This is a genomic window from Motiliproteus sediminis (assembly GCF_017912535.1).
GTDB classification, from domain to species: domain Bacteria; phylum Pseudomonadota; class Gammaproteobacteria; order Pseudomonadales; family Balneatricaceae; genus Motiliproteus; species Motiliproteus sediminis.
This window is the reverse complement of sequence record NZ_JAERQK010000003.1, coordinates 140,660-165,231: the sequence shown is the minus strand read 5'-3', so window position 1 is coordinate 165,231 and position 24,572 is coordinate 140,660. Positions and strand designations below refer to the sequence as shown.

Annotated in this window: 28 protein-coding genes; 13 read left to right on the top strand and 15 right to left on the bottom strand. The window is 61.0% G+C overall.

Going from position 1 to position 24,572, the window contains the following annotated elements; translation table 11 throughout:
- Nucleotides 1–5: 5 nt before the first annotated feature.
- Nucleotides 6–665, bottom strand: coding sequence for a tRNA (guanosine(18)-2'-O)-methyltransferase TrmH (gene trmH / locus JJQ76_RS07655; RefSeq protein WP_210396181.1), 660 nt, complete (start codon nt 663–665; stop codon nt 6–8).
- 138 nt (nt 666–803) lie between these two features.
- On the opposite strand from trmH, the gene JJQ76_RS07650 reads away from it, so the two are divergent.
- From JJQ76_RS07650 to JJQ76_RS07640, 3 genes are read left to right on the top strand one after another with little or no spacing between them, the layout of a single operon-like run.
- A complete protein-coding gene (locus JJQ76_RS07650) occupies nt 804–1,661 on the top strand; it encodes a prephenate dehydratase (protein WP_210396180.1) in 858 nt (285 codons plus the stop codon).
- Complete coding sequence (locus JJQ76_RS07645) at nt 1,658–2,125, top strand: hypothetical protein (protein ID WP_210396179.1); 468 nt, start codon at nt 1,658–1,660, stop codon at nt 2,123–2,125. The genes JJQ76_RS07650 and JJQ76_RS07645 overlap by 4 nt, the downstream gene beginning before the upstream one ends.
- A 2-nt stretch (nt 2,126–2,127) precedes the next feature.
- Entirely contained in the window at nt 2,128–2,763 is a 636-nt protein-coding gene (locus JJQ76_RS07640) for an SCO family protein (protein WP_210396178.1), read from the top strand.
- On the opposite strand, the gene JJQ76_RS07635 is transcribed toward JJQ76_RS07640, so the two are convergent.
- From JJQ76_RS07635 to recQ, 5 genes are all read right to left on the bottom strand, one after another.
- On the bottom strand, nt 2,760–3,314 hold the full coding sequence (locus JJQ76_RS07635; protein ID WP_343232494.1) for an elongation factor P hydroxylase: 555 nt from the start codon (nt 3,312–3,314) through the stop codon (nt 2,760–2,762). The genes JJQ76_RS07640 and JJQ76_RS07635 overlap by 4 nt on opposite strands.
- Entirely contained in the window at nt 3,311–3,985 is a 675-nt protein-coding gene (locus tag JJQ76_RS07630) for a hypothetical protein (protein WP_210396177.1), read from the bottom strand. Before JJQ76_RS07630 ends, JJQ76_RS07635 begins: the two co-directional genes overlap by 4 nt.
- 95 nt (nt 3,986–4,080) lie before the next feature.
- Nucleotides 4,081–5,007 (bottom strand): tRNA 2-thiocytidine(32) synthetase TtcA, encoded by a 927-nt coding sequence (gene ttcA, locus JJQ76_RS07625; RefSeq protein ID WP_210396176.1) that lies wholly within the window; start codon nt 5,005–5,007, stop codon nt 4,081–4,083.
- Between the two features lie 89 nt (nt 5,008–5,096).
- Nucleotides 5,097–5,522 carry a YqaA family protein gene (locus JJQ76_RS07620; RefSeq protein ID WP_210396175.1) on the bottom strand — a complete coding sequence of 142 codons (426 nt, stop codon included), beginning with the start codon at nt 5,520–5,522 and terminating at the stop codon, nt 5,097–5,099.
- A 327-nt stretch (nt 5,523–5,849) separates the two neighbouring features.
- On the bottom strand, nt 5,850–7,652 hold the full coding sequence (gene recQ, locus JJQ76_RS07615; RefSeq protein ID WP_210396174.1) for a DNA helicase RecQ: 1,803 nt from the start codon (nt 7,650–7,652) through the stop codon (nt 5,850–5,852).
- A 283-nt stretch (nt 7,653–7,935) separates the two neighbouring features.
- On the opposite strand from recQ, the gene JJQ76_RS07610 reads away from it, so the two are divergent.
- Nucleotides 7,936–8,391 (top strand): hypothetical protein, encoded by a 456-nt coding sequence (locus tag JJQ76_RS07610; protein WP_210396173.1) that lies wholly within the window; start codon nt 7,936–7,938, stop codon nt 8,389–8,391.
- A gap of 94 nt (nt 8,392–8,485) precedes the next feature.
- Nucleotides 8,486–9,097: a YecA/YgfB family protein gene (locus tag JJQ76_RS07605; protein ID WP_210396172.1), complete on the top strand. Its 612-nt coding sequence runs from the start codon at nt 8,486–8,488 to the stop codon at nt 9,095–9,097.
- Here JJQ76_RS07605 and JJQ76_RS07600 read toward each other — a convergent pair.
- The 6 genes from JJQ76_RS07600 to JJQ76_RS07575 all read right to left on the bottom strand — a co-directional run bounded on the left by JJQ76_RS07600 (nt 9,094) and on the right by JJQ76_RS07575 (nt 14,747).
- A complete protein-coding gene (locus JJQ76_RS07600) occupies nt 9,094–9,480 on the bottom strand; it encodes a hypothetical protein (RefSeq protein WP_210396171.1) in 387 nt (128 codons plus the stop codon). The genes JJQ76_RS07605 and JJQ76_RS07600 overlap by 4 nt on opposite strands.
- 56 nt (nt 9,481–9,536) lie before the next feature.
- The gene (locus JJQ76_RS07595) at nt 9,537–10,661 is read right to left on the bottom strand and encodes a phospholipase D-like domain-containing protein (RefSeq protein WP_210396170.1); all 1,125 of its coding nucleotides are present in this window, start codon (nt 10,659–10,661) and stop codon (nt 9,537–9,539) included.
- A gap of 41 nt (nt 10,662–10,702) precedes the next feature.
- Complete coding sequence (locus JJQ76_RS07590; protein ID WP_343232493.1) at nt 10,703–12,523, bottom strand: ABC transporter ATP-binding protein; 1,821 nt, start codon at nt 12,521–12,523, stop codon at nt 10,703–10,705.
- A 6-nt stretch (nt 12,524–12,529) separates the two neighbouring features.
- Complete coding sequence (locus JJQ76_RS07585; RefSeq protein WP_210396169.1) at nt 12,530–12,841, bottom strand: BolA family protein; 312 nt, start codon at nt 12,839–12,841, stop codon at nt 12,530–12,532.
- A 9-nt stretch (nt 12,842–12,850) separates the two neighbouring features.
- Entirely contained in the window at nt 12,851–14,245 is a 1,395-nt protein-coding gene (locus JJQ76_RS07580) for a DUF3422 family protein (protein ID WP_343232492.1), read from the bottom strand.
- A 139-nt stretch (nt 14,246–14,384) separates the two neighbouring features.
- Nucleotides 14,385–14,747 carry a hypothetical protein gene (locus JJQ76_RS07575; protein WP_210396168.1) on the bottom strand — a complete coding sequence of 121 codons (363 nt, stop codon included), beginning with the start codon at nt 14,745–14,747 and terminating at the stop codon, nt 14,385–14,387.
- Between the two features lie 69 nt (nt 14,748–14,816).
- Between JJQ76_RS07575 and JJQ76_RS07570 the strand changes: the two genes are divergently transcribed.
- Both JJQ76_RS07570 and JJQ76_RS07565 read left to right on the top strand, forming a co-directional pair.
- Nucleotides 14,817–15,491, top strand: coding sequence for a hypothetical protein (locus JJQ76_RS07570; RefSeq protein WP_210396167.1), 675 nt, complete (start codon nt 14,817–14,819; stop codon nt 15,489–15,491).
- Complete coding sequence (locus JJQ76_RS07565; RefSeq protein WP_210396166.1) at nt 15,475–16,254, top strand: class I SAM-dependent methyltransferase; 780 nt, start codon at nt 15,475–15,477, stop codon at nt 16,252–16,254. Before JJQ76_RS07570 ends, JJQ76_RS07565 begins: the two co-directional genes overlap by 17 nt.
- Here the strand turns inward: JJQ76_RS07565 and JJQ76_RS07560 are convergent.
- On the bottom strand, nt 16,251–16,919 hold the full coding sequence (locus JJQ76_RS07560) for a haloacid dehalogenase type II (protein WP_210396165.1): 669 nt from the start codon (nt 16,917–16,919) through the stop codon (nt 16,251–16,253). The genes JJQ76_RS07565 and JJQ76_RS07560 overlap by 4 nt on opposite strands.
- Before the next feature lie 174 nt (nt 16,920–17,093).
- Between JJQ76_RS07560 and JJQ76_RS07555 the strand changes: the two genes are divergently transcribed.
- The 4 genes from JJQ76_RS07555 (at nt 17,094) to JJQ76_RS07540 (ending at nt 20,928) form a co-directional block, all read left to right on the top strand.
- On the top strand, nt 17,094–17,882 hold the full coding sequence (locus JJQ76_RS07555) for an RMD1 family protein (RefSeq protein WP_210396164.1): 789 nt from the start codon (nt 17,094–17,096) through the stop codon (nt 17,880–17,882).
- 91 nt (nt 17,883–17,973) lie between these two features.
- A complete protein-coding gene (locus JJQ76_RS07550) occupies nt 17,974–18,504 on the top strand; it encodes a hypothetical protein (RefSeq protein ID WP_210396163.1) in 531 nt (176 codons plus the stop codon).
- A 179-nt stretch (nt 18,505–18,683) separates the two neighbouring features.
- Nucleotides 18,684–20,048 carry a TrpB-like pyridoxal phosphate-dependent enzyme gene (locus JJQ76_RS07545; RefSeq protein ID WP_210396162.1) on the top strand — a complete coding sequence of 455 codons (1,365 nt, stop codon included), beginning with the start codon at nt 18,684–18,686 and terminating at the stop codon, nt 20,046–20,048.
- A gap of 10 nt (nt 20,049–20,058) precedes the next feature.
- Entirely contained in the window at nt 20,059–20,928 is an 870-nt protein-coding gene (locus JJQ76_RS07540; protein ID WP_210396161.1) for a DMT family transporter, read from the top strand.
- Nucleotides 20,929–20,959: 31 nt separating this feature from the next.
- Here the strand turns inward: JJQ76_RS07540 and JJQ76_RS07535 are convergent, their stop codons facing one another.
- Nucleotides 20,960–21,604, bottom strand: coding sequence for a nitroreductase family protein (locus JJQ76_RS07535; RefSeq protein WP_210396160.1), 645 nt, complete (start codon nt 21,602–21,604; stop codon nt 20,960–20,962).
- Between the two features lie 134 nt (nt 21,605–21,738).
- Here JJQ76_RS07535 and JJQ76_RS07530 point away from each other — a divergent pair, with 134 nt between their 5' ends.
- Nucleotides 21,739–22,332, top strand: a complete 594-nt coding sequence (locus JJQ76_RS07530; protein WP_210396159.1) for a DUF6515 family protein — start codon at nt 21,739–21,741, stop codon at nt 22,330–22,332.
- Between the two features lie 4 nt (nt 22,333–22,336).
- On the opposite strand, the gene JJQ76_RS07525 is transcribed toward JJQ76_RS07530, so the two are convergent.
- Nucleotides 22,337–22,513 (bottom strand): oxidoreductase-like domain-containing protein, encoded by a 177-nt coding sequence (locus tag JJQ76_RS07525; protein ID WP_210396158.1) that lies wholly within the window; start codon nt 22,511–22,513, stop codon nt 22,337–22,339.
- Nucleotides 22,514–22,714: 201 nt separating this feature from the next.
- Between JJQ76_RS07525 and JJQ76_RS17925 the strand changes: the two genes are divergently transcribed.
- Nucleotides 22,715–24,496 (top strand): flagellinolysin, encoded by a 1,782-nt coding sequence (locus JJQ76_RS17925; RefSeq protein WP_281411966.1) that lies wholly within the window; start codon nt 22,715–22,717, stop codon nt 24,494–24,496.
- The last annotated feature ends 76 nt before the right edge of the window (nt 24,497–24,572 follow it).

The following is a 24,572-nucleotide window of genomic DNA, read 5'->3' as shown; positions in this document are numbered from 1 at the left end:
GGCCCTCAGCCGACAAAAGGCTCCACCAGCTCACCCGCATCGTCCAAAGGCGGAAAATCGATCCCCTTACGCACACAATAGTCTGCCAACTGCGGGTGAATCCAGCGAAACAGCGTACGCCGGTATTCAGCGGCGTCCAGTCGGCAATGGTCGTACAAACCCGCATCAGCCCGCTGCTGTCGCGCTTCGGCCAGTATAATGCCGGCCGCCACCGACACATTCAGGGAGCCGACCATCCCCATCATCGGCACAAGCACGTGGTGATCAGCCCGTCGGGCGGCCTGCTCGCTCACGCCTTGCATCTCGGCCCCCATCAGCAGTGCCGTTGGTCGGGTATAGTCAATCTGGCGATAATCCACCGCCCGCTCCGACCAGTGAGCCACTACCAGCTGCATCCCCTGTGCCCCCACGGCATCCAGCGCGCTGTGGTTATCGGGGTGGGAAACCACCTCCACCCACTGGCCGCTGCCACGCGCGGTACCCCGGTAATCACGGTAACCTTCACGCGGCACCACCGCATGAACCCGGTGGATGCCAACCGCATCGGCGGTGCGAATCAAAGCGGACAGGTTCTGCGGTTTATTCACTTGATCGGCAATCAGAGTAAGGTCGGGCTGACGGTGGTCCAGCACCTGCTTGAACTTGGCAATGCGCGCGGGGGTCATAAGCGTAAACAATTATCGATCTGGCAGTACCGCCATACCCTACCCAAGCCAGGCTGCGATTGCTACTGACGATGCTGCGCCCGCGGCACAAACCGGCTAACATAGCGCTCTTTGGTTTTGTCGAGTCGAGCACCGTTCATGTTAGAAGACATCATCGCCTATCAGGGCCACGAAGGGGCCTATTCTCACCTTGCCTGCCGGCACGTACATCCGGAGATGACGGCCCGGGCCTGCAGCTCGTTTGTCGCCGCCATGATGGAGGTAGAACAGGGTAAGGCCAAGCTGGCGATGATTCCGCTGGAGAACTCAACGGCAGGACGGGTGGAAGAGATCTACCGCCAGATGCCAAAAACCAAGCTGCACATCGTTGGCGAACATTTCGAGCCGGTCAATCATTGCCTGGTGGGGGTGCCCGGCACCCGGCTGGAGCAGCTGCGCACCGTCGGCTCTCACCCACAGGCGCTGGCACAGTGCCATGATCGCATCCGCACACTGAATCTTGAACCCGTAGCCAAGCTCGACACCGCGGGTGCCGCGCTGGAGGTCAGTGAACGCGGCGACCCCAGCCACTGCGCCATCGCCTCCAGCCTAGCCGCAGAGCTCTACGGCCTGGAGATTCTGCAGCAAAACGTGCAGGACGTGGTCGGCAACACTACCCGTTTTCTGATCCTCTCTGCCACCAGCCACATGCCAGCCTACCAACCGGGTAAAGACTACATCACCTCAATGATGTTCAAAGTGCGCAACATCCCCGCCGCGCTCTACAAAGCGCTGGGCGGCTTCGCCACCAACAACGTCAACCTGGTCAAACTGGAAAGTTATATGGCCGGCGGCACCCTGCGGGAAAGCACCTTTCATCTCGATGTCGCCGCCCACCCTGACCAGCGCTCCATGCAGCTGGCGCTGCAGGAACTGGACTTTTTTGGCGTCGATATCCGTAACCTCGGTACCTACGAAGCCCACCCCTTCCGCCACGACCACGAAATGATCGAATGAGCAGCCGGGTCGACAGTCATGGCGGCAACCGCCAGTGGATCATTCTCGGCGTTTGCGCGCTGTTGGTGCTGCTCGCAGCGCAGCTGGGCTATCGCTGGATCGAAGGCCGAGCGGCAACCCTGAGTGCGGCCGCCGACTGCGATCTCACCCAAGGCTGTCAGGCGGGCTCCGGTCGGCAACAGGTCCGGCTGCACTTTGACCGGGCGCCAGCCTCCCACCAGCGTTTTATCGCCACGGCGGAGCTGAGCGGACTATCTGCCGACAGCGTGGTTCTCGACCTGCAGGGGGCCGAAATGTTCATGGGGGTAAACCGGTATCCACTGCATCGCGACGCCAGTGGGCGCTATCGTGGTGAAGTGCAGCTGCCGGCCTGCACCAGCGGACGGATGCAGTGGAATGCACGGGTGGTGCTGGGTACCGGCTCCACCCAACAGGTGGCTACTTTTACTTTTTGGGCTAAATAATCATGACGATCCGACTTAACCGACTGGAACGCTTCGCGCTGGTTCTCACACTACTGCTGGCGGCCTTGAGTGCGGGGCTATACTTTGGCGCTTCCGGCACGTCAGACACCCCTGACACCGCCCCCGGGAGCAACGGCTTCGGCGGCGACTTCACCCTGCAGTCGCCCACCGGCCCGCTTGCACTGCATGACCTTCAGGGGCAAGTGGTGGTGTTGATGTTTGGTTACAGCAGCTGCCCCGACGTCTGCCCCACCGGGCTGGCCAACGTGGCGGCTGCTCTGGATCAACTTACTCCCGCTGAGCTCGAGCAGGTGCAACCGCTGTTTATATCGGTCGATCCGGAGCGCGACACCCCGGAGCGCCTGGCGCAGTACGCACCCTACTTTCATCCCAAGATCATCGGCCTGACCGGCGACCTGGACGCCCTCAGCAGAATCGCCCTCAGTTATGGCGCCTTTTTCCTCAAAGTAGAGCTCCAGAACTCGGCCCTCGGTTACGCCGTCGATCATACTGCGCGCATTTACCTGCTGGACGCCACGGGTCAGATGCGCGCGCTGATGGATCACAACGCACCGCCGGCTCTGCTCGCTACGGCGCTGCGTGAACTGCTGCCCCGATCCAGCCCTGAAAAGGGTTAGAGGTCGGCCAGATGAAAATCCGCTGCCACAGGCAGAGGCTGGTGATAGCGGCCGGCTAGTGCCCGCACCAGCCTGTCGGCGCGCGGGTTCAGACCCTGCTGCAGATAGCGCCGGACCTGTGCCAGCACCGCACGGCGAAACCCCTCCGGATCGCCTCCTTCGCCACTGAGGTTGTCGCTACTGGTGCGAAAACGGAAGCCGCAGGCCCGCGCCAGAATCCACTCCAGCGCCTGAGGCTTGACCTCCACCTGCTCGAATTCCGCCTGCTCCGCAGCACTGCGCCCGTCAGGGCGATACCAGTAACCGAAATCCTGCTGCAGACGACGCTCCGGACCCGCCACCAGCCAGTGGGCTATCTCGTGCAGTGCGCTGGCAAAATAGCCGTGCGCGAAGATTATCCGGTGCCGGGGGTGTTGCTCCGTAGCGGGTAGATACAAGGGTTCGTCAGCACCGCGTACCAACTGGGTGTTTTCCGTGGTGGCAAAAAGATCGTTGAACAGCTCAATCAGTGGGTCACAACAGTGCGCCTGTGAGGGCTGCGCCAAAATCACTGAAACGCTTCCCAGCGATTGCCATTGAGCCACCAGGTGCGGCCGCTCTGCTGGTCGATCCGCGCCGCCACATAGCCTTTAACATCTTTACTCGCCGGGCGCAGCACCACCTGGTAACGCGACACCGGCAGCATGTCGCTCTCTTCCACTTCATTCCAGCGCCCATCCACCGCACTCCAGGTCAAACCGGTGACCTCGTCATACTTGAAAATCACCCACACTCCCTGGTCGGTGTAGGTGGATGCCAACCGGTACTGCGGCCCTGCCGGATCCTGCCGGGGCGGTTCGGTGCTGGCGGCAGCCGACGCGGACATCTGCTCCAATCGGTCCACCATCATCGCCAACTGCTCCAGCGCACCGTTGTCCTGTTGCGACTCCTGCGGTTGCGCGGCCAGCAACATCTGCAGCTGCTGCAGCGCCACCAACTGCTGCTGGGCACGCTGCTGCAGCTGAGCAAGATTCTGGTTGGATTTGATCGTCTGCTCCTGCAACAGTGTCAGACGGTTCTCGACACTGGCGATAGCCTGCTGCTGGGACTGCAGCTGTTGTTCCACGCGCGCGCTGGTTTCGGCCGCAGCCACTGCCGCCGAGGGGGCTGCAGGCTGTGGTTGAAGCTGATGCTGGCAGGCGCTCAACAACAGTGTGGCGGCAAGAGTCAGGGCGCGTTTCATCAACAGAATATCCTTCGCTGCGAATCGGTTATGGCTGCCACAATCAACACGGGCAGCCTGAAGCTGCCCGTTATTCTACCCGCCATGAGCCGAGATTACAGGGCCAGCACGTCCAGCAGTTGCGGCTCCTGATTGTCGCCGCCTCGTCCAAGCTCCAGCCCTTTGAAGTCAAACAACTGCGTATCCGCTAGATGGGAAGGCACCACGTTGCGCAGGCTGCGGAACATCACTTCAATCCGCCCCGGGTGCTGCTTGTCCCAGCTCTGCAGCATCTCCTTGATCACCTGACGCTGCAGGTTTTCCTGCGACCCGCACAGGTTGCAGGGAATGATGGGGAAATCTCGCAACTCGGCGTAACGCTCAATATCTTTCTCACGACAGTAAGCCATAGGGCGGATAACGATATTATTGCCGTCGTCGCTCCTGAGCTTGGGCGGCATGGTTTTCAGCTTGCCCCCGTAGAACATGTTGAGAAAGAAGGTTTCAAGAATATCGTCACGATGGTGTCCCAACGCGATCTTGGTGGCACCGATCTCCTGGGCAAAACGATAGAGAGTACCGCGACGCATCCGTGAACAGAGCCCACAGGTGGTCTTGCCCTCCGGGATCACCTCTTTTACCACCGAATAGGTATCGCGTTCGACGATGTGGAAAGGCACCCCGATGCGGCTCAGGTATTCGGGTAATACGTGCTCGGGAAAGCCCGGCTGCTTCTGGTCCAGATTGACCGCCACCACCTCGAAATCGATCGGCGCGCTTTTCTGCAGGTTGAGCAGAATATCGAGCATGGCGTAAGAGTCTTTTCCGCCGGAAAGACAGGCCATCACCTTGTCACCGGCTTCGATCATGCCGAAATCCTCGATCGCCCGCCCCACCTCGCGCCGCAGCCGTTTCTGCAACTTGTTCACTTGGGCCGTGCGTTTTTTGGCCGCAGCATCCGGCGCGGCCTTGGCGTCAACGGCGGGCTGATCAGCGACCGAGTCACAAGTCGATTCGGCGCTTGCCGGGTCAAAGATATCCATGAGAAGCCTATTGCTGGATGGTTAAAACAGGGGCGGGGATTTTACTGGCAATCCAGCTAGGAAACCAGCACCGGCTGCGCGTTTTTTGATCAGCCCACGACACCTTGCACCCCCGCCACCAGCAGCGCGTAACGCCCCGCTTTGCCCGCCAGAATCAGCAGCGCTGCCGGCAGTAGCCGCATCTTGAGCCAACCGCTGATAAAACAGAGCGGATCACCTACCAGCGGCAGCCAGGAGAGCAACAGTACGGGGTAGCCGTGACGCTGCATCCAGACGCGAGCCCGCTGCTGGCGAGGACTAAGATCGCGCAACGGCCAGCGCCGCGCCACCCACCAGCCCATCCCCCAGGTCACCAGGCCGCCGAGGGCATTGCCGGCGGTGGCCACGGCCAACGGCAGCCACAGGGGGTAGTCGCCACTCTGGATCAGGTAGATCAGCACCAGCTCGGAGCCACCGGGCAGCAGGGTCGAAGCGATAAAGCCACTGGCAAACAGGGACCAGAGTTCGGTACTCACTGATCGCTGCCATGCCTGTTTAAAAATCGTTTTCTCACTTTCAGCCCAGTAAGAGATGGACTACCAGCAGGGATACACCAACAAGCAACCACGCTGAGCCAAAGATCTTTGCCGGGAGCCCGTGAAGCCAACCGATATCGTTAAAAAGCCGACCTTTGAATAAGATCAAACCACCCGCGACGATTAACAGCGAAGCGCCGAACCCATTATTCAAAAAAACAACAACCGCTATGATCCCAACGAGGTTGTTAGAGACAGCGAAAATCCAATTCATGATAAGTATCTCAGCTCCGGCCCATAACCGCCGTCCGATGCTGCAGTCAATAATCAGCTCTGAAACGACAACAATACGTCAAGGAACTCGTCACCGTAGCGCTCCAGCTTACGCTTGCCGACCCCGGTCAGCCGGCCCAAGGCGTAGAGCGAATCGGGCCGCTGCTCCACCATTTCGCTGAGAGTCGCGTCGTGGAAGATCACGTAGGGCGGTACGTCCTGCAGATCGGCCAGATCACGGCGCAGGTTGCGCAGCGCTTCGAACAGGTCACGATCCTCGCCGCTGAAACGCTGATGGGTCGCCACCCGCACCCCGCGCTTGCCGGCTTCACGCTTGTCTTTGCGCAGCAGGATCGATGCCTCACCGCGCAGCAGGGGGCGGCAGGCATCGGTCAACCGCAGCGCGCCATAGCCGTCCAGTTCGACCCCCAGCAGCCCGCGCGCCACCAGCTGGCGAAACAGCGAACGCCACTCGTCCACCGCCAGATCTTTGCCGATGCCGAAGGTGGTCAGCCGGTCGTGCTGGTTGGACTTCACCTTGTCGGTGGGCTTACCCTGCAGCACGTCGATCACATGAGCGACGCCAAAACGCTGACCGGTACGGTAGATCGCCGACAGCCCCTTGCGCGCAGCCTCGGTGCCATCCCAGGTCTCCACCGGATCCAGGCAGGTATCACAGTTGCCGCAGGGCGGGTGTTGGTTTTCGCCAAAGTAGCTCAGCAGTGCCTGACGGCGGCAGCTGGTGACCTCGCACAGCCCCAGCATCGATTCCAGCCGCTGGCGTTCGATCTGCTTTTGCAATTCTGGCGCCTCGCCCCCTTCCAGCATCTGGCGCAGGAAGATCACGTCCTGCAGCCCATACACCATCCAGGCATCGGCGGGTTCGCCGTCCCGCCCGGCGCGGCCGGTCTCCTGATAGTAAGCCTCGATCGATTTGGGCAGATCCAGGTGGGCAACAAAGCGAACATTCGGTTTGTCGATCCCCATACCGAAGGCGATGGTAGCCACCACGATCAACCCCTCTTCGGCCAGAAAACGGTGCTGGTTGGCAGCCCGCTCCTCCGCCGGCAGGCCGGCATGATAGGGCAGCGCGTTGAAACCCTCGCGGTTGAGCCACTCGGCGGTCTCCTCCACCTTGCGCCGCGACAGACAGTAAACAATCCCGGCATCATGACGATGCTCCGCGTCCAGAAAGCGCTTCAGCTGCTGCCGAGCATTCTGCTTCTGGGCGATACGGTAGCGAATATTGGGCCGATCGAAACCGCGGGAGAACACCGCCGCCTGCTCCAGCGCCAGGCGCTGGATAATCTCCTGCTGGGTGCGCCGGTCGGCAGTGGCGGTCAGCGCGATGCGGGGAATCTGCGGGTAGCGTTCATGCAATACTGAGAGGCGCAGATACTCGGGACGAAAGTCGTGCCCCCACTGGGATACGCAGTGCGCCTCATCGATGGCGAACAGGGCGATCCGACAGCTATCGAGCAGCCCCAGCGTGCGTGGCTGCAGCAGCCGTTCCGGGGCAATATACAGCAGATCCAGCTCACCATTACGCAGCTGGTCCTCCACCTGCCGGATCGCTTCCATATCCAGAGTCGAATTCAGGAACGCCGCCTTGATCCCCAACTGCAGCAGCGCCTGTACCTGATCCTGCATCAGCGCGATCAGCGGTGACACCACCACCCCGGTGCCGGGCCGCAGCAGCGCCGGTAGTTGATAGCAGAGTGACTTGCCACCCCCGGTGGGCATCAGCACCAGCGCATCCTGGCCGGCCAGCAAGGTCGCCACCACCTGATCCTGAGGCGGGCGAAACTGGTCGTAACCGAAGGTATTGCGCAGACAAGCGAGGGCGTGATCAGACATGGGCGGGGATTATGGGGGATGCGCCGGTTGCTGTCACTGCCAACCGTTCCCCACAAGGCGGCCACTCTTCTGTTATTAACCCGCGGCTTAATGGACTGACGCAAGAACGCATCACCTATGGCTACCGGGGTAATGCCAGTAACCGCTGAGCCAGTTGCTTCACACTGGGATGCCTGCGCAACGGAGCCGAGGGCAAGCTGTCCCTCTCATACGGCCGTTCGAGAAGCGCACCCGTGCGGCGGCTAAACTGCAGCAGGTGACGGGTTACGCCAAGGAGAAGCCCATGATTGAACAACTGCTTGCCTTGCTGGTAGCGGAGAACACCAAACTGGCGGTTACGGTGATCAGCTCCGCGGTCGGTGTCTTTCTCACCATCGCCAAGATCAAGTCGATGCTGCCGCGCCCCCGCCTCTACCTCAAAGAGGATATCGAGATCATGAACAGTCTGGACAAATCGCAGGAAGAGCACCAGATTGTGGCCGCCTACATCAATCGCAAGATCCGCTCCATCTACCTCAAGCAGGATGATGAGCCAAAGCCCCTGATCGCCGGACGCACCAGTTCGGTGATCATCGGCATGCTGATGATGGTTTCGGGCATCTACCTCACCTATGCGGTCCACGAGAGCGCCAATTGGGGCGCCGGCTGGTATATCGGCACCCTCTACCTGTCGATTGTCGGTGTGGGAGTGATGGCGGCAAAGGGTCTGGTGAATCGGCGCCGCCCCGACTCAGAGTGACGCCGCGGCGACCCTGCCGCAGCGGTCGCTACGCTGCCCCTTTCAGAGTACAATCCGGCCAACCCACGAGCCTGCTGAGCAATCCGGAGCCATCATGAGCGCACTAGCCCTGCCCAACCCGCTGACCGAAGCTGAAATCGATGAGCTGGAAAGTTTCATCTTCTCCGACGCCGTATCCGAAGAGGCACTCGACTACATCGGCATTCACGGTCTGCTCTCTGCGCTGGCCATCTGTCCGGAGCCGGTCGCCAGCGACGAGTGGCTGGAAGTGATCTTCGACGGCACTCCGGGCTATATCGACGATACCCAAAAAGACCGGATCGAGGGCTGGCTGCAACGGGAGTTCGCCGCCATCAGTGAAGAGCTCAACCAGGAGGAAGCCCCGGAGTTGCCATGCGACCTGGTGCTGGACGACGAAGAGCAACTGCTGCAGGGATGGACTCAGGCGTTCATGGAAGGGGTGTTCATGCGCGAAAGCGCCTGGTTCAGCCAGCGCGAAGAAGAGGTTGCCGAACTGCTGCTACCGATCATGCTGGCCTCGGAACTGTTCGACGACCCCGAACTGGTCAAAATGCGCAAAGACAGGAAGCTGTGCCAGCAGCTGATCAACGAAATACCTGATCTGCTGACCGACCTCTATCTGTTCTTCCGGGTACCGGAAGAGAAACAGAAGCCGCCGTTAAAATCCGGTAAAGGGCGACGCTAATTGGGCTCCGGCCGGGGTGAAAAGTTGCCGTAGGGCCAGAAGGTTACCCGGCTGAAGCCGCCGATACGCAGCACTCTCACCCGGTCACCGCGATTAAGCCGCCCCGCCTGCGACACCGGCTGAACGATATCCAACGCTTCACCGCTATCAAGCAGGATGCGCATATCCAGCGCTTCCTCGTTGGCGCCATCGCCCTGCTCCACCTCAACCGACGACACTGACAGCACCATACCGAACTGCACCCACTGCACCGGCGCGGTCGCCGCAGGCACCTGTTCTTCACGGGGTGGCACGGTTTCCGGGGCGGTGTCAGTACTGCGCTCACTCACCGGGGCACAGGCCACCACCAGCAGCGACAACAGGCAGACCCACACTCTGCTCATAGCGACTCTCCTTCCGCTTGCGCACAGTCGAAGTTTAGTCGTTTCTTCCCGCGAGGCTAAAACAGCCGTAACAGCAACGCGCTGACGTAACCGACGACAAAACTGAAAATGCGGTGCCCGCGCGGGCGCTGCTGCCAGCCGGCCAGGGTGATCTCCTGGCTGTCAGCCTGATCGGCGACAAACGTCTGCACCACCTTGGCAGCCAGATCCGCATCCTGCACCTCCTGGTTGGCCTCAAGGTTCCAGCGCAGATTCCAGTGGTCCATGTTGCACGATCCCAACGATACCCAGTCATCGCACAGGCTCACCTTGGCGTGAACAAAGCGCGGCTGGTATTCGAAGATCCGCACCCCAGCCAGCAACAGCTGATGGTAGTAGCGCCGCGCTGCGTGGTAGAGCCAGGGATGATCGGTGTAAGGCCCGGGCAGCAGCAAGCGCACATCCACCCCTCGCCGAGCCGCCCGGCGCAGCGCCCGCCGTACCGACCAGGAAGGCAGAAAATAGGCGGTTACCATCCACACCCGCTGCTCGGCGCGGTTGATCTGACGACGGAAACTGACTTTGATCCCCTGATGCAGCGGCCCCGCGGTCGTTGCTATCTTCATCCGCTGGTGTCCACAGGGGGGCGGCATCTTCGCCGCCGCCAGTTGCTCACCGGTGACCCACCACCACTGTCGGGCAAACAGGGTACGCCAGTCGCCGACCACCGGCCCCCGCAGACGCAACATCAGCTCGTGCCAGGGCGGCTGATGGGTGGCGCCGGAGTAGAACTCATCGGTAAGACCGGTTCCGCCGGTGAAGACCTCTTCACCGTCAACCAGCAGCAATTTGCGGTGATCGCGTGCCAGATTGAGACTGACGTTACGCAACCGGATAGGGTTATAGACCGCCAGTTGCACGCCGGCCCGGATCAGCCGCTGGCGATCCGCGCTGGCCAGCTCTCGCCCACCAAAGCCGTCGATCAGCAGACAGACGCGCACCTCACGTTCACTGGCGGCCACCAGCGCCTCGATCAGGCGGTCCATCAGCGCACCGGAACGGACATAATAGAACTCCAGCAACAACTCCCGACGGGCGCTCCCGATCGCGCCCAGCATCGCCGGAAAGTAGCGGGCGCCATCCACCAGCAGCTCACTGCAGTTGCCCTCGTGCCAGGACCATTGGTGCCGATTCAAGCGCACCCATTCACTCCGTACCAGCGGTAACACCGGTCGCGCCATCGCTAGTGCTGCCTCTCTCCATAGAGTTTGGCGTACAGGCCGTTCTCCGCCAGCAACTGCTGGTGACTGCCCTGCTCGGCGATCTGGCCATCTTCAAACACATAGACCCGGTCAGCCTGCTTCACTGCACTCAGGCGATGCGCCACGATGAGCGTGGTCCGGCCGGAGAGAAAACGCTCCAGAGCCCGGTGCAGCGCATATTCGGTCTCGGTATCCAGCGCCGAGGTGGCCTCGTCGAGAATCACCACTTTGGGATCAGACAGCACCATCCGCGCAATCGCCAACCGCTGGCGCTGGCCACCGGAGAGCCGCACCCCTTGACGGCCCACACGGGCGTCGAGCTGATGCTCCAGCGCCGCGACAAAATCCTCCAGCTGCGCCACCTGCAGGGCTGACCACAGCGCCGAATCATCCGCCGGACGGCCGAGGGTCAGGTTGCTGCGCACCGTGCCGTTGAACAGCGCCGGATGCTGCAGCACCGTGGCAACGTTATCGCGCACCCGCTCCAGCCCGATTCGTTCCACCGGTACACCGGCAAAACGGATCACCCCGCGCTGCGGCGGATAAAGCCCCAGCAGCACCTGTACCAGAGTCGACTTGCCGCCGCCGCTGGCCCCCACCAGCGCCACTTTTTCACCCGGCGCGATCGCCAGACTGATCCCCTTCAGCACCTCCTCACCGGCACGATAGGAAAAATGGACGTTGTCCAGCTCAATGGCAACGGTACGGTTACCGGCGAACGGGTCCTCCAGACAGGGATAATGAGGCTCCTCATGCAGTTGCTGCAACCGGTCGATCCGTCCCAGCGCAGCGTTGGCGGCATAGTAGGCGTACTGCATGTTAAGCACCTCCTGCACCGGAGCCATCATGAACCAGAGGTAGCCGAACACCGCGATCATCTGGCCAACGGTCAGATCCGAAAACACCACCATCAACATCGACAGCGCGCGAAAGATATCGAATCCCACCAGAAACACCATAAAACTGAGACGGTTGGCGGCATCAGAGCGCCATTCAAAGGCGGTGGAGTGGTCACGCACCGCGGCAGCGCCATCGACCAGCCGCTGCAGATAGTGACGTTCTCGGTTACTGGCCCGGATCTGCTGGATCGCGTCGAGGGTCTCGGTCAGCGCCCCCTGAAACAGCTCAAAGGCGCTGTTCTCGGCGTGCTTGAGTTTTTTCACCTGCTTGCCGATCACCATGGTGAGCCAGATCACCAGCGGGTTCATGAACAGGATGAACAGCGCCAGTTGCCAGTGCAGCCACAGCAGCACCAGCGCCGCGCCAAGGATGCTGAGCGATGCCACCAGCAGTTTGCTGACCGAACTGCCGATAAAGCGGTCAATGGTGTCAACGTCAGTGACAAAGTGAGATGCCACCGCACCACTGCCGATGGTTTCATATTCAGCCATGGAGATGCGCCCCAGACGCTGCAGCAACCCCCGCCGCATCCGGTAAACGATCTCTTTGGAGATGATGGTGAACTGGCGTCCCTGCCACACCGTCAGCACCAGCGCTATTACGCGCAATATCACCGACAGCGCCAGCACAGCGAGGATATAAAGCCAGGGGCCGTGCCACTCAACCGGGCTCCAGCGATCAATAACGCCAACCAGCAGAGCGGGCTGCTCAAGCAGCACTTCGTCCACCAGTAGTGGCATCAACAGCGGCAAGGGTACCGCCGCGAGGGTGGCTGCGATCGCCACCAGGTTGGCGACTATCAGCTCTCGACGGTGCTCCTTGGCCACCGCGATCACAAAACGCCAGTCGTAGCGCCGGGGGCGGTGTGTGGCGCCAGCCTGCAGTGTCAGGGGGGCGGTCACTGTGGTTTAGTGCGCACTCCGACAGGGCGCGGACTTGGGCACTGTCTGACCATTGGCCTGCCACTCTTCCGGAGTATGAGTGTGCATCACCAGAGCGTGGATGCCCCCGTCCTGCGCCAGCTCGTCAGCCAGCAGGCCGTAAATCAGTTGGTGGCGAGCTACCCGTCCCTTGCCGGCAAAATCGTCCGACACCACCACCAGCTTGAAATGGCTGTCGGTGGCCGGCCCACGGTGCAGGTGGCTTTCGTTTTCGATCGCCAGATGACTCAGTTTGAGACCGGCGTTGAGTTTCTGTTCGATGATCGCTTGCATGCCCATAACGATTGCTTACTCCTCTGCCGCCGCGCGTGCCTGTGCCCCACGGTCGAGCGAATTAAAGTGATGATGGATGCGGCGCGTGCCCCACCACACCAGACCAACGACCAGCGGAATCGCCATCCCGGTCGCCAGTGATTTATTCAACGGGACGCCTAACTCGTACAGGCTCTCAAATCCCAGTTTAGCCAGACTCACCAGATAGTAACTGATCGCCGCCACCGACAACCCCTCCACCGTCTGCTGCATCCGTAACTGAATGCGGCTACGGCGGTTTAGCGCTCCAAGCAGCGACTGATTCTGTTGCTCCACCGCCAGCTGGATCCGGGTACGGAGCAGCCGACTGGCTCGATCAACGCGGGTGGACAAATCCTCCAGGCGTTTATTGACCACCTCGCAGGTACGCACCGCCGGAGTCAGGCGGCGCACCAGAAATTCGTTCAGGGTCAGGTGGCCCGCCACTTCACGCTCGCGCTCACGTAACACATCAAGGCGCTGCTGAACCACCCCGTGGTAAGCGATCGAAGCGGAAAAGCGGTAACTGGCCCGCGCCCGAAACGCTTCCACCTGGGCCGCCATTTTCGACAGTTTGATCATCAGGGTACGGTCATCACTGCCGCGTTCCGGCGTCGCCACGTCATCGGTTACCTGCTTGAGTTCCAGTTCCAACTGGCTGAGTTGCGGCGACAGCTCACGCGCCAGCGGCAACCCCAGACTGGCCATCAGGCGATAGGTTTCCAGCTCGACAAAGCGCTGCGTCAGGCGCCCCAACTGGGACTCGCTCAAGCCGCGATTGTAGATCATGAAACGGCCATAGCCGTCGCTGTGAAGGCGGAAGGTGGTCCACACCATCGCCTTGCCATTAGCGGGCTGACTGCCCACCAGGCGCAGCTTCTCAAAATAGTTGGCAACCTGCTCCACCGCGGGCTCGTCGGCGTCGCGAACATCCTCAATCAGCACATGGAACGCCGCCACCACCTGCCCCGGCAGACGGTCGATCCACTCTTTGGGGGCATAATCGATAGCGTTGCGCTGGAAAGGCTCGCTCTTAAGCTCGCCCTTGCGGATGAAGGTGTAGCCGGAGAACTCGTTATGCCGCTCCCAGCGCAGTTCGAACAAGCCGAAGTCCTGGTAGAAACAGGGCATGGTGGTGGTCGGACCGGTCACCTGATACTGCTCGCACAACGCGGTCAGCAACTGGTGCTCGGCTTCTTTGTACTGCCCCCCATGCAGTACCGCAATGTGGGTCATCTGCGCTGGCATCGCCACCACCTGATAGGGGCGGCTGTGCAGTTCGTTATAGAGCTCGTCACGCAGCGGGTGAACCGCCAGATTAGGCAGCGACTGACGCAGCGCCGCGGCGCTGGACTCGAAAGAGGTCATGGAGACCGTTTTTGGCTCGTGCACTGATCTACTCCAACACTATCGGCACGATATTCAACGGGTTGCAAAACGAACGCCGGGAAGGCCGATGAGAAAAGTCATTCGACCTTTGTATCATACGGCCGCGTAAATGGGTATGACACCTCGGCACTATGAGTCTTGGTTAATCTTCCAGTTCCGCGGTCATTAACAGCTCGCTACCGAGATCAAACGCCAGCAACAGCTCGCGGGTTTCAAACCAGTCGCGAAACAGGGCTTCACTCAGGCTGCCCGGCCAGGCATCCGCAAACTGGTCCCAGGCTGCCAGTTCATTCTCAAAAATCTGGCGCCAATTCTCCGGCACCGCGGTTTCCAGCGCCAATGCGTCCTCCTGCTCGTCGACCAGATAGACCCGTCCCTCGCGCCGATGCGCTTCCAGTTCCATCGGGTGGTCCAACCCGCTGACCTCCGGACCCAGCCCGTTGACCCAGTCGGCGTAAGGTTGTCGCGGCAGAACCATAATGGCCGAACGATTGATCAGTTTCACAGTGGTTGTTGCCTCCGTAGTCTGCGGTTTTATACTGTGGGGCTCGACCAGTCGAAAAAGCCTTCGCCGATGATCATTCCCGTGCTGCCTTCGCTCGCCAATCGCGAGCAATGGATCGCCTTTTGCCGGCGCGAACGCCCCTACTGCTTTGTCAGCGAACCGGATACTCTGGTGGATATGCAGAGTAGCTTTCTGACCCTGACTTTACTCAATCGTAGCGTGCGCGACGGGCGTCAGGCGACCAAGTACAGCATAGGCTCCCGCACCAGTCTGGAACCGGCGTGGCAGTTTATCAAGGCCTGCCACTTCGACCTTCAATTTATGGTTGATGGGTTGCAGCAGGTCAACTTTGACGGCAATGCCCGTGACAGCGGCAATTTCCGGCCGGCGGCAAACGTCCGCATCCGCAAGTTTTTCGCCAAGGAAGCGGCGGTGATATCCCCTGCTCTGCTCGGCACGCTGGAGCCGTTGCAGGCCATACCGGCGGTTTGGACCCTGACCGAGCTTTGCCAGATTCTCGCCAATGAGCAGTATCAGCAACTGCGTCTGACCTTGCCCCAGCTGGGCCAAGCCACGCCCTCTCCCGGTCGCGAACGGCTGCTGCATCAGTTGATCAACGATCCCCATGGCTGGCAGCTCAGCTACGACGGTGAACAGCTCAGTCTTGGCCGTGATGGCACCCTGCTGCTGCAACTGCAACCGGATCTACGCCTGACTGAGCTGCGTCGTGACCTCATTATCTGATCTGCCCGCATTGCGGGGCAACGAAGGTAAGCTGTTGTGGCAGCAACAGGGAGCGGCGGCGCTCAGGGTACGACAGTGGCAGCGCTGGCGCTGGCTGACATTGGGGGAGCAGACCGCCACGCTGCAGGGGCTACAGCATCTGGACCGGCCGGATCTACCGCAACTTCCTTACGCTGTCGCCATGCTCGCCGGAGCACTCGCCCTGCACCAACCGCGTTCGTTGTTGAATCTGGGTCTGGGCTGCGGCGCATTTGAGCGTTTTTTCCGGCGTCATTTCCCGTTGACCCGGGTGACCAGCGTCGAACGAGACCCGGCGATTATCGAGGCGGCACAACAATGGTTCGGGCTCGCTTCGGACCATCCGGTAATTTGTGGCGATGCCGCGCACTTTGTCACCCTTACCCCGCTGCGCTTTGACTTGCTGTTCTGTGACCTGCACGACGGCAACGACCAGGCCCTGGTACACGCACCTGACTTTTGCGAGCAACTCCTGCGCCCGCTTGGTTCTGCAGGGGTACTGGTGCTGAATCTACTCGGTGTCGACGAAAGCAAACTGCTGTCGTTGTTGATGAGGGTTCGGCGCCAATTGCCAGCGGTGTGGCTGATCGAGCCCCCGCGCTCCAGTAATCTGGTACTGGTGGCCGCCAAGCAACTGCCAGCCCTCAACGAGCTGCCGCAGCGCGCTGCCGAACTCAAAAGCGAAACCGGCGTCGATCTGGCCCCCTACCTCAAGACGCTGACGGCAGTGCCGCTACCGGCTTAATCGAGCGCGTCGGCCAGTGCTGACAGCTCCGTTACGATCCGCTCCGGGGCATACTCCCAGGCATCGAACACCGCCGTGGGAGTGCGTCGTACCCACACCGTGCGCAGCCCTTCGGCACGGGCGCCGATAACATCGAAGGGGTTGCTGGAGATCAGCCAGGTCGCCGAAGCCTGCTGGTCACAGCGCGTGAGCAGGTGCTGGTAAACCTTGGGATTGGGCTTAAAGGTACCGATCTCGTCGACGCTGACCACATCCTCGAAATAGTGCTCAATCCCGGCATGAGCGAGCAGGCCCGCCACCGCATCTGCGGTGCCGTTGGAGAACGCCACCATGCGCACGCCCTGCGCCTGCAAGCGCTGCAAACCAGTTTCGGCATCGGCAAAGGCGGGCAGGGTGGCGTAACAGGCCATCAGTGCCTGCTTGTCCTGCTCATCGAAATCGACCTGCAACAGTTCACAGCAGTAGTCCAGCGCCTGGGCCGTACAAACGCCAAAGTTACGGTAACGGCCCATCAGCCCGCGACGAAAGGAGTACTCCAGCTGCTTGTCACGCCACAGGGCGGAGAACGCCGCCGCCCGGTCACCGATCCGCGTTTGCAGCGCCGTGATCACTCCCTGGGTATCGATCAAGGTACCGTAGACATCAAAGGCTAATAGTTGTCCCATGCCAGGCTCCCACGGATAGTTGTTATAACCTGTGAATGGTTGAGCTTATCGCGCTGGTCCGGAAGGGCAAATTTATTTCCAGACACTACTCCCGGATAACGGCAGACAGGCGCATAATCGCGCCGATTGCACTCCCCATAATAGCGCCGCGCGACAGGCTCGAGGATCGATACCATGACCGCACCTACCCCCCGTTTCGTGCTGGCGGCCTGCATCGCCCAGGACTTTGATCCCGACCTGCTGCCCGCCCTGATGGCCACCCATCAGGCAACCCGAAGCCGGGGCAGCTGGCATCTGGTGCGCCCCGAGGGCGAGTACATCATCTTCGGTTATGGCACGCTGGTGGTCTGGAGCCACGAGCCGCTGGAGCATCCCTGGAGCTGGCTGGAGCCGGTCTGCATACGGCCGCTGCCGCGCCCTGAACTGGACCACTTCAGCTGCCATCAGGGTGAGCAGTTCCGAGTCCATGAAGATCATATTCTGCTGGATCAAGACCACCTGCTGCAGCGGGTAGCGGTCAGCCACGCCATCGCCCAAAGCTGCAAGCTGGCCAGTTTTGAGGAGGGGGCTAAGGGGATGATGCTGGAATCGCAACAGCTCACCAACGAACTCGCCCAACGCGGTCGCATCCGTATGGGGCGCAAATCACTGGCGCGCTGGCGCGGTCGTATCCATCAGTTCAAAACCGATATCGTGCTCCGCTTTGACCTGCTTGATACGCCCGATTTTTTCTGGGAGTACCCGGAGCTGCAGCCCTATTACGACAACACCGCCGGCTATCTGGAACTGGAACCGCGGGTGACCCTGATCCAGCACAAGCTGGATACCCTGGGCGACGTGCTGGCGATGCTGGCGGAAGAGCAGAAACATGGTCACTCATCGTTTCTGGAGTGGATCATCATCTGGTTGATCGCCATCGAGATAGTAATCTTCTTCGTCCACGACCTGTTCGGCTGGGTCTGACGCGATCTACACGACCGTTTGAATCCGACCCCAACCGCCTGATCTGGTGCAACTATGATTAGTGGCACCACACCCGACAGGAGGGCTGACCATGGCTTGCTCGGCAGAGGACTGTACGGTCATTATTTACCAACTGTCCGATCCCCGTTTCGAAACCACAACCAACTGTCCCGGCAAGGGCGATGATGACATCGTCCGCACTTATCCGGTTCCGACCGAAGACGACCCCAGCGGTATCTACAACATCTATCCCCATCCGGAGATGCGCGACGCTTTCGCCAGTGCTATTGCCCGCGCCATTAAAGACCACCCCAAGCGTGAAGAGCTGGGTTGCGGTAAAGGTTGTGGTTGCAGCGAATCGGTTGACCCGGAAGACGCCCTGCGCACGGAGCGCCGGGTAGCCTTTCGCACCTGTTTTACCTACAACGATGGCGGCAAGGCGATACTCGCCGGGTCTTATCTGCTAACCACCACACGCATCAAAGGCATCTGCACGCCGGGAACCACCGCACTACCGCCACCCAGCGTGCCGGTCATCCGCGACCCGGACGAAGTACGCGACGAGTGCGACTGCGACGGCAACAACAAGCGCACCGGCAAGAAGCGTAAAAAGACCCCGTAGCGGCCGCCGTCCAGCCCCGCATCCAGCCAGGGCTGGACGGTGACCGTCGTTACAATTTGCTACCCAAGAGCCATTGCCGCTGCTTCTTCAACTCTGCTAACGTCACCGGGTCAGGACTTCTAAAACAATCGATTAGACCTTCGGGGTGTAAGCCCCTTAGTACCCAGCAAGGACCCGAAATGAACGACAGCGTCAAATACCTGCTCCCCGAAAACCGTATTCCGCGCCACTGGTACAACATCGTCGCCGACCTGCCGCAAGCGCCGGCTCCGGTATTACACCCCGGCACGCAGCAGCCGGTCAGCGGCGCCGACCTGTCGCCGCTGTTTGTCGATGCGTTGATCGAGCAGGAGGTGACCACCGAACGGGAAGTGGAGATCCCGGAGCCGGTGCGCGAGGTCTACCGCCAGTGGCGCCCGGCGCCGCTCTACCGTGCCCGCCGGCTGGAGAAGGCGCTGGGTACCAGCGCCAAGATCTTCTACAAGTACGAAGGGGTCAGCCCGTCCGGCTCCCACAAGCCCAACACCGCGGTGCCGCAGGCGTTCTACAACAAGGAAGCGGGCATCAACAAGCTGACCACCGAAACCGGCGCCGGTCAATGGGGCTCATCGCTGGCGTTCGCCGCCTCGCTCTACGGCCTCGACGTCGACGTCTACATGGTCAAGGTCTCCTACAACCAGAAGCCCTATCGCCGCGCGCTGATGGAAACCTACGGAGCCCGTTGCGTGCCCTCACCGTCGATGGAAACCGCCGCCGGTCGCGCCATCCTCGCCGCCGATCCACAGAGCCGCGGCTCCCTGGGGATCGCCATCTCCGAAGCGGTGGAACTGGCCGCCCAGCGCGACGATACCAAGTACGCCCTCGGTTCGGTGCTCAATCACGTGATGCTGCACCAGACCGTGATCGGCCTCGAAGCGATGGAACAGATGGTGATGGCCGATGCCGATCCGGACGTGGTGATCGGCTGTGCCGGCGGTGGCTCCAACTTTGCCGGACTGGCGTTCCCGTATATCGGTCGCAACCTGCGTGAAGGTAAAAACACCCGCATCGTCGCCGCCGAACCGGCCGCCTGCCCCACCCTCACCCGCGGCACCTTCGCCTACGATTTTGGCGACACTGCCCACCTCACCCCGCTGACCAAGATGCACACCCTGGGTAATAGCTTCATGCCCCCCGGCTTTCATGCCGGCGGGCTGCGCTACCACGGCATGTCACCGCTAGTGAGCCACGCCAAGGAGCTGGGACTGCTGGAAGCGGTGGCGTTGCCGCAAACCCGTTGTTTCGAAGCGGCGGTGCAGTTCGCCCGCGCCGAAGGGATCGTACCGGCACCGGAGTCTTCCCACGCCGTGCGTGCGGCGATCGACGAAGCGCTGGATGCCAAGGCCAAAGGCGAGGAGCGCACCATTCTGTTCTGCCTCTCCGGTCACGGTCACTTCGACATGCAGGCCTATACCGATTACTTTGCCGGTAATCTCAATGACATCACCTACGACGAAAACCTGCTCCAGCAGGCGCTCGCCGAACTGCCCAAGGTGAGCGGCTAAGGGAGTCCCCATGACCACCGCCGCTCTGCAACCACGGATCCTACTGCTGATCGTCGCGGCCCTGATCGCCTTCGCCGCCAATTCGGTGCTGGGGCGACTGGGGCTGGAGGATGGCAGCACCGACCCTGCCAGTTTCACCGCGGTGCGGCTGGTGGCGGGCAGCCTGATGCTGCTGTTGCTGGTGCGGTTGAGTCAACGCGACGACAGAGCCCCGCGCGGCCGTGGCAGTTGGCACGGCGGTCTGATGCTGTTCGCCTACGCGGCCTGCTTCTCCTATGCCTATGTCTCGCTGGCCACCGGTACCGGGGCAGTGATTCTGTTCGGTGCGGTGCAGCTGACCATCATTCTGGCCAGTCTGTTAAGCGGTCACCGGCTGCGGCGGCTGGAGTGGCTGGGCGTGGCGTTGGCATTTGCCGGGTTCGTCTACCTGATGCTGCCCGGCATCGATGCGCCCGATCCGTTCGGCTTCGTTCTGATGGCACTGGCCGGTATCGCCTGGGGGTTTTACACCCTGATCGGGCGCGGCTCCTCGTCACCGCTGACGGATACCGCGTTCAACTTCACCCGCACGGTACCGATGGTGGTGCTGTTGCTGGCGGCGGTAATCATGATCGACCAGCCGCGGCTGTCGGAACGTAGCTTTCTGCTGGCGGCCGCCTCGGGCGCCATCACCTCCGGGATCGGGTACGCCATCTGGTACCGGGTGTTGCCCTCATTGACGCCGACCCAGGCCGCAGTGCTGCAACTGTTGGTGCCGGTACTGGCGGCATTGGGCGGAGTGGTACTGGTCAGCGAGCCCCTGACCCTGCGGCTGGTGCTGGCATCACTGCTGATTCTGGGCGGAATTCTGCTGGTGATCGAGGCCCGCCGACGCGGCTGACGGGCCTGTTATTTAGGTTCGGGGGTGCGGATTAGCGAACTTCGGTTACCAGCTGCTCGCGCTGGAAACGCACCTTGGCGGCCTTGTCGAGGCTGTTGAAGTCATCGGTGGAGCGCTGGCCGACCACACCCACCACCACCGAGGTCAAGCCACGCGCCTTGAGCGCCATCAGCTCATCCATTTTTTCCGGCAGGAACCCTTCCACCGGGCAAGCATCCAGGTCCAGCAGCGCGCAGGAGAGCAGGAACTGGCCAAACATCAGGTACACCTGTTTCTTCATCCACTCCAGCCGTTCGGCATCGGTCATGGTGTTGACGTACGCCGTCATCATCGCCACCCGCTCTTCGTTCACCGCAACACCGCGCACATCCGCCGCCAGTTGTTCTATCTCTCGCACCTCGTCCGCGCCAAAACGGGTCTTGGCGCAGAACAGAAACAGGTGCGAGCTATCCCTGAACTTGGGTTTATTGGCATCCCAGGCCGCGTCTGCAATACGTGCTTTTTCCCCGGCACTGGTGATCAGATAAAGGTGCCAGGGCTGGCTATTAATCGAGGATGGTGCCAGACGCAGGGTTTCAACCAGGATTTCAATCTTGGCTTCATCGGCTGCACCGCTGGGATCGAACACTTTGGTGGCGTAACGCTGCTCCAGGGCCTGCTGCAGGGATTTGATCATTGCTCGTGTGCTCCGCTTGATTGGCTCGCGCATTATCGGCACCCCACGGGTTAGACTCAAGCTCCGAAGCTGGATCGGAACGCGGCCCCCAAAATCCGGTCTTACCGGTATACCGAACATGGAAACAACGCCCCATGACGCCAACCATTACATCGCTAGTTATGGCCGTGCTGATGCTGACAGCCCACGTCAGCGTGCCGGACGCGAAGGCCAGTGACGACCATCGCCGCCACCCCAACTACAACGATCCCCGTTGGGATGACCACCGTTGGTACCGCCGCTACGGTTACCACCGCCCCGGCTATCACTACCCGCGCTGGTCTCATCTGCCCGAATCCGCGGTCCGCATCGTGATTCAGGGCGACCACTATTACCTCAGTCAGGGACTCTATTTCCGGCCCGACCGGGGCGGTTATATGGTGGTGCGACCACCGGTGGGCCAAGTGATCGAGCAGCTACCCGCGGGATACCACACCATCGACGTCGATGGCGGTACCTACTACGAGTTCGGCGGGGTTTGGTATGCCTGGAACCAGGCGGCACGCAACTACCGGATCATCGATGATCCGCGCTTTGTCAGGCCAGCGCCGGAACGGGTCATCAGCGAACTACCGGCCGCGGCCGAGCCGGTTACCATCGAGGGGGTGGATTACATGCGCTATCAGGGGCGCCACTACCTGCCCAGCTGGCAGCAGGGCGCACCGGTGTATATCGAAGTCAGGCCCTGAGCGATCAGGCGGCGGAATCGTTGCTGGTCACCGGTGCTGACGCCTCTGCTTGCGCGGCCTGCTGTTCGCGCCACGCCGCCAGCTCGTCGTAATAGCGATCCCAGACACAGGGACAGCAACTGCCACCACCACAACATTCATGCGGCGCGGGCGGTTCAGGCTTTTCAACAATCGGCGTCATCAGAACAGCTCCTGTCAGTTCAACACTCAGACCATATCCTACCATTTAGGTTGGTTATGCCCAACCGGCAGCAGTGCAACTTTGGTCGCGAAAGCGATTAATCAATCAAATATCAATACCTGCATATACGCAAAATTAACCTAAAGCCAATCGGTTGACGGCCGTTAACTGCACTAACTGTATTTGGCAGTGGATAGCCCGTTGATCATAAACACCAACCTCGCATCGCTCTTTGGCCAGCGTCAGCTGCGTGAATCCGGCAACGCCATTGCCGGCTCCATCGAGCGTCTCAATTCCGGTCTGCGCGTCAACAGCGCCCGGGATGATGCCGCGGGGTTGGCGATTGCCAACCGCATGACCACCCAGATTCGCGGCTTGGATCAGGCCGCACGTAACGCCAACGATGCCATCTCCATGATGCAGGTGGCAGAGGGTGCTCTGGGCGAAGTCACCAACAACCTGCAACGGATTCGGGAACTGTCCGTTCAAGCCGCCAACACCGGTGGCATGAGTGACGGTGACCGCGCCAATATCCAGAAAGAGATCGATCAGCTGGTGGAGGAGATATCACGCATCTCGGCCACCACCAGCTTCGGCAAAACCAAGCTGTTTGGCGGTGCCGGGCAGATCACCGATCCCACCAAGGCCGGTATTGTCGAAGGACTGAAAAGCTACTGGATTGGCGAAGCGGTAGATCGGATAAGCCAGTTCTACGGCATCAGTGCCAGCGGCGGACCGGCTCTCGATGTGGAGATTACCGATATCACCACCGACGGCGTGCTGGCTCAGGTCGCCAGCGGCTTTGTCGGCTCCACGCTGGTGTCGCAAACGCTGCAGCTGGACCGCGACAGTTTCACCCCGCCCAATCTGCCCAACGGTGGCACCGGTCCGCTCTACAGTGACCGCATTATCGCCCACGAAATGGTACACGCGGTGATGGCCCGCACCATGAACCTGAACCAGCTGCGCAGCGACACCAACGGCTGGTTTACCGAAGGCACGGCGGAATTTATTCAGGGCGCGGACGAACGCATTCTCAGCGATATTGCCAACGTCGATAACAACGCTGGCGACGTTATCGACACCACCGCCGATTACCAGGCGCTGCTGAACAAGCTGGGCGATGGCACCACCGCAGGCACCTACGCGTCCGGGGCCATCGCGGTCGCCTACCTGCATGACGAGTTGAAAAACGCAGGGGTCACCGATGGGGTCAAGGCGGTGATGCAATATCTGTCGGCCAACCCGACCGAATCCCTCGGCGATGCGCTGCTCAATGTCGGCAGCAGCCCCTGGGGCGGTGCTGCAAACGCAGGTGCGGCACTGGCTAACTTTATCAAGGACTTCAACGGCCAGGGCGCGGGAACAGCGGGCAGTGCCTCACGTGACGGCTTAACGTTTATGCAAGCCAAAATGTCGATCGCCAACCTGACCAACGACGATACCGGTGCCATTGGCGGTCTCGATGCAGACGGCGGGCCGGAGCTGACCGCTGAATCGGTGCTGCCCAACGTGGAGAACCTCGAAGAGCAACCATGGACAGGCGTCACCATCAACTTCCCCAGCGAAACCGCGGCGCTAGGGCCGTTGTCATCGACCGAGTTCGAGTTCCAGATCGGCATGAACAAGGGCGATACCATCACGGTCAACACCGGACAGGCGGACTCGGCCACCCTGCTGATCAATAGCCTCGACGTCACCACCGATGCCGACGCCGCCATCATCGCCGTCGACAAGGCGCTGGCCAAAGTCGATGCGCGGCGGGCAGAGCTGGGTGCCACCATCAACCGTCTTGATTCCACCATCGCCAACCTCCAGAACATCTCCGAAAACGTCAGCGCCAGTCGTTCACGTATCATCGACACCGACTACGCCGCGGAAACCGCCGAGCTGACCAAGAACCAGATCATCCAGCAGGCTGGCAACGCCATGCTGGTGCAGGCCAACGCCGCTCCCGAACTGGTACTGCAGCTGCTGCGCTAGAAAAAAACGGTACGCAAGTAGCATTGTTTTATCCCTGTCAGGGGCTAGGTTAGGAGCATCATGCTGCCAGGAACGC

Coding starts and splice junctions, on each gene's coding strand:
- JJQ76_RS07650 (WP_210396180.1), top strand. CDS start 804: ATGTTAGAAGACATCATCGCCTATCAGGGCCACGAAGGGGCCTATTCT.
- JJQ76_RS07540 (WP_210396161.1), top strand. CDS start 20,059: ATGACCACCGCCGCTCTGCAACCACGGATCCTACTGCTGATCGTCGCG.
- ttcA (WP_210396176.1), bottom strand. CDS start 5,007: ATGGATATCTTTGACCCGGCAAGCGCCGAATCGACTTGTGACTCGGTC.
- JJQ76_RS07555 (WP_210396164.1), top strand. CDS start 17,094: ATGACCGCACCTACCCCCCGTTTCGTGCTGGCGGCCTGCATCGCCCAG.
- JJQ76_RS07545 (WP_210396162.1), top strand. CDS start 18,684: ATGAACGACAGCGTCAAATACCTGCTCCCCGAAAACCGTATTCCGCGC.
- recQ (WP_210396174.1), bottom strand. CDS start 7,652: ATGTCTGATCACGCCCTCGCTTGTCTGCGCAATACCTTCGGTTACGAC.
- JJQ76_RS07605 (WP_210396172.1), top strand. CDS start 8,486: ATGAGCGCACTAGCCCTGCCCAACCCGCTGACCGAAGCTGAAATCGAT.
- JJQ76_RS07630 (WP_210396177.1), bottom strand. CDS start 3,985: ATGAAACGCGCCCTGACTCTTGCCGCCACACTGTTGTTGAGCGCCTGC.
- JJQ76_RS07550 (WP_210396163.1), top strand. CDS start 17,974: ATGGCTTGCTCGGCAGAGGACTGTACGGTCATTATTTACCAACTGTCC.
- JJQ76_RS07585 (WP_210396169.1), bottom strand. CDS start 12,841: ATGGGCATGCAAGCGATCATCGAACAGAAACTCAACGCCGGTCTCAAA.
- JJQ76_RS07530 (WP_210396159.1), top strand. CDS start 21,739: ATGACGCCAACCATTACATCGCTAGTTATGGCCGTGCTGATGCTGACA.
- JJQ76_RS07535 (WP_210396160.1), bottom strand. CDS start 21,604: ATGATCAAATCCCTGCAGCAGGCCCTGGAGCAGCGTTACGCCACCAAA.
- JJQ76_RS07600 (WP_210396171.1), bottom strand. CDS start 9,480: ATGAGCAGAGTGTGGGTCTGCCTGTTGTCGCTGCTGGTGGTGGCCTGT.
- JJQ76_RS07570 (WP_210396167.1), top strand. CDS start 14,817: ATGATCATTCCCGTGCTGCCTTCGCTCGCCAATCGCGAGCAATGGATC.
- trmH (WP_210396181.1), bottom strand. CDS start 665: ATGACCCCCGCGCGCATTGCCAAGTTCAAGCAGGTGCTGGACCACCGT.
- JJQ76_RS07610 (WP_210396173.1), top strand. CDS start 7,936: ATGATTGAACAACTGCTTGCCTTGCTGGTAGCGGAGAACACCAAACTG.
- JJQ76_RS07560 (WP_210396165.1), bottom strand. CDS start 16,919: ATGGGACAACTATTAGCCTTTGATGTCTACGGTACCTTGATCGATACC.
- JJQ76_RS07645 (WP_210396179.1), top strand. CDS start 1,658: ATGAGCAGCCGGGTCGACAGTCATGGCGGCAACCGCCAGTGGATCATT.
- JJQ76_RS07525 (WP_210396158.1), bottom strand. CDS start 22,513: ATGACGCCGATTGTTGAAAAGCCTGAACCGCCCGCGCCGCATGAATGT.
- JJQ76_RS07640 (WP_210396178.1), top strand. CDS start 2,128: ATGACGATCCGACTTAACCGACTGGAACGCTTCGCGCTGGTTCTCACA.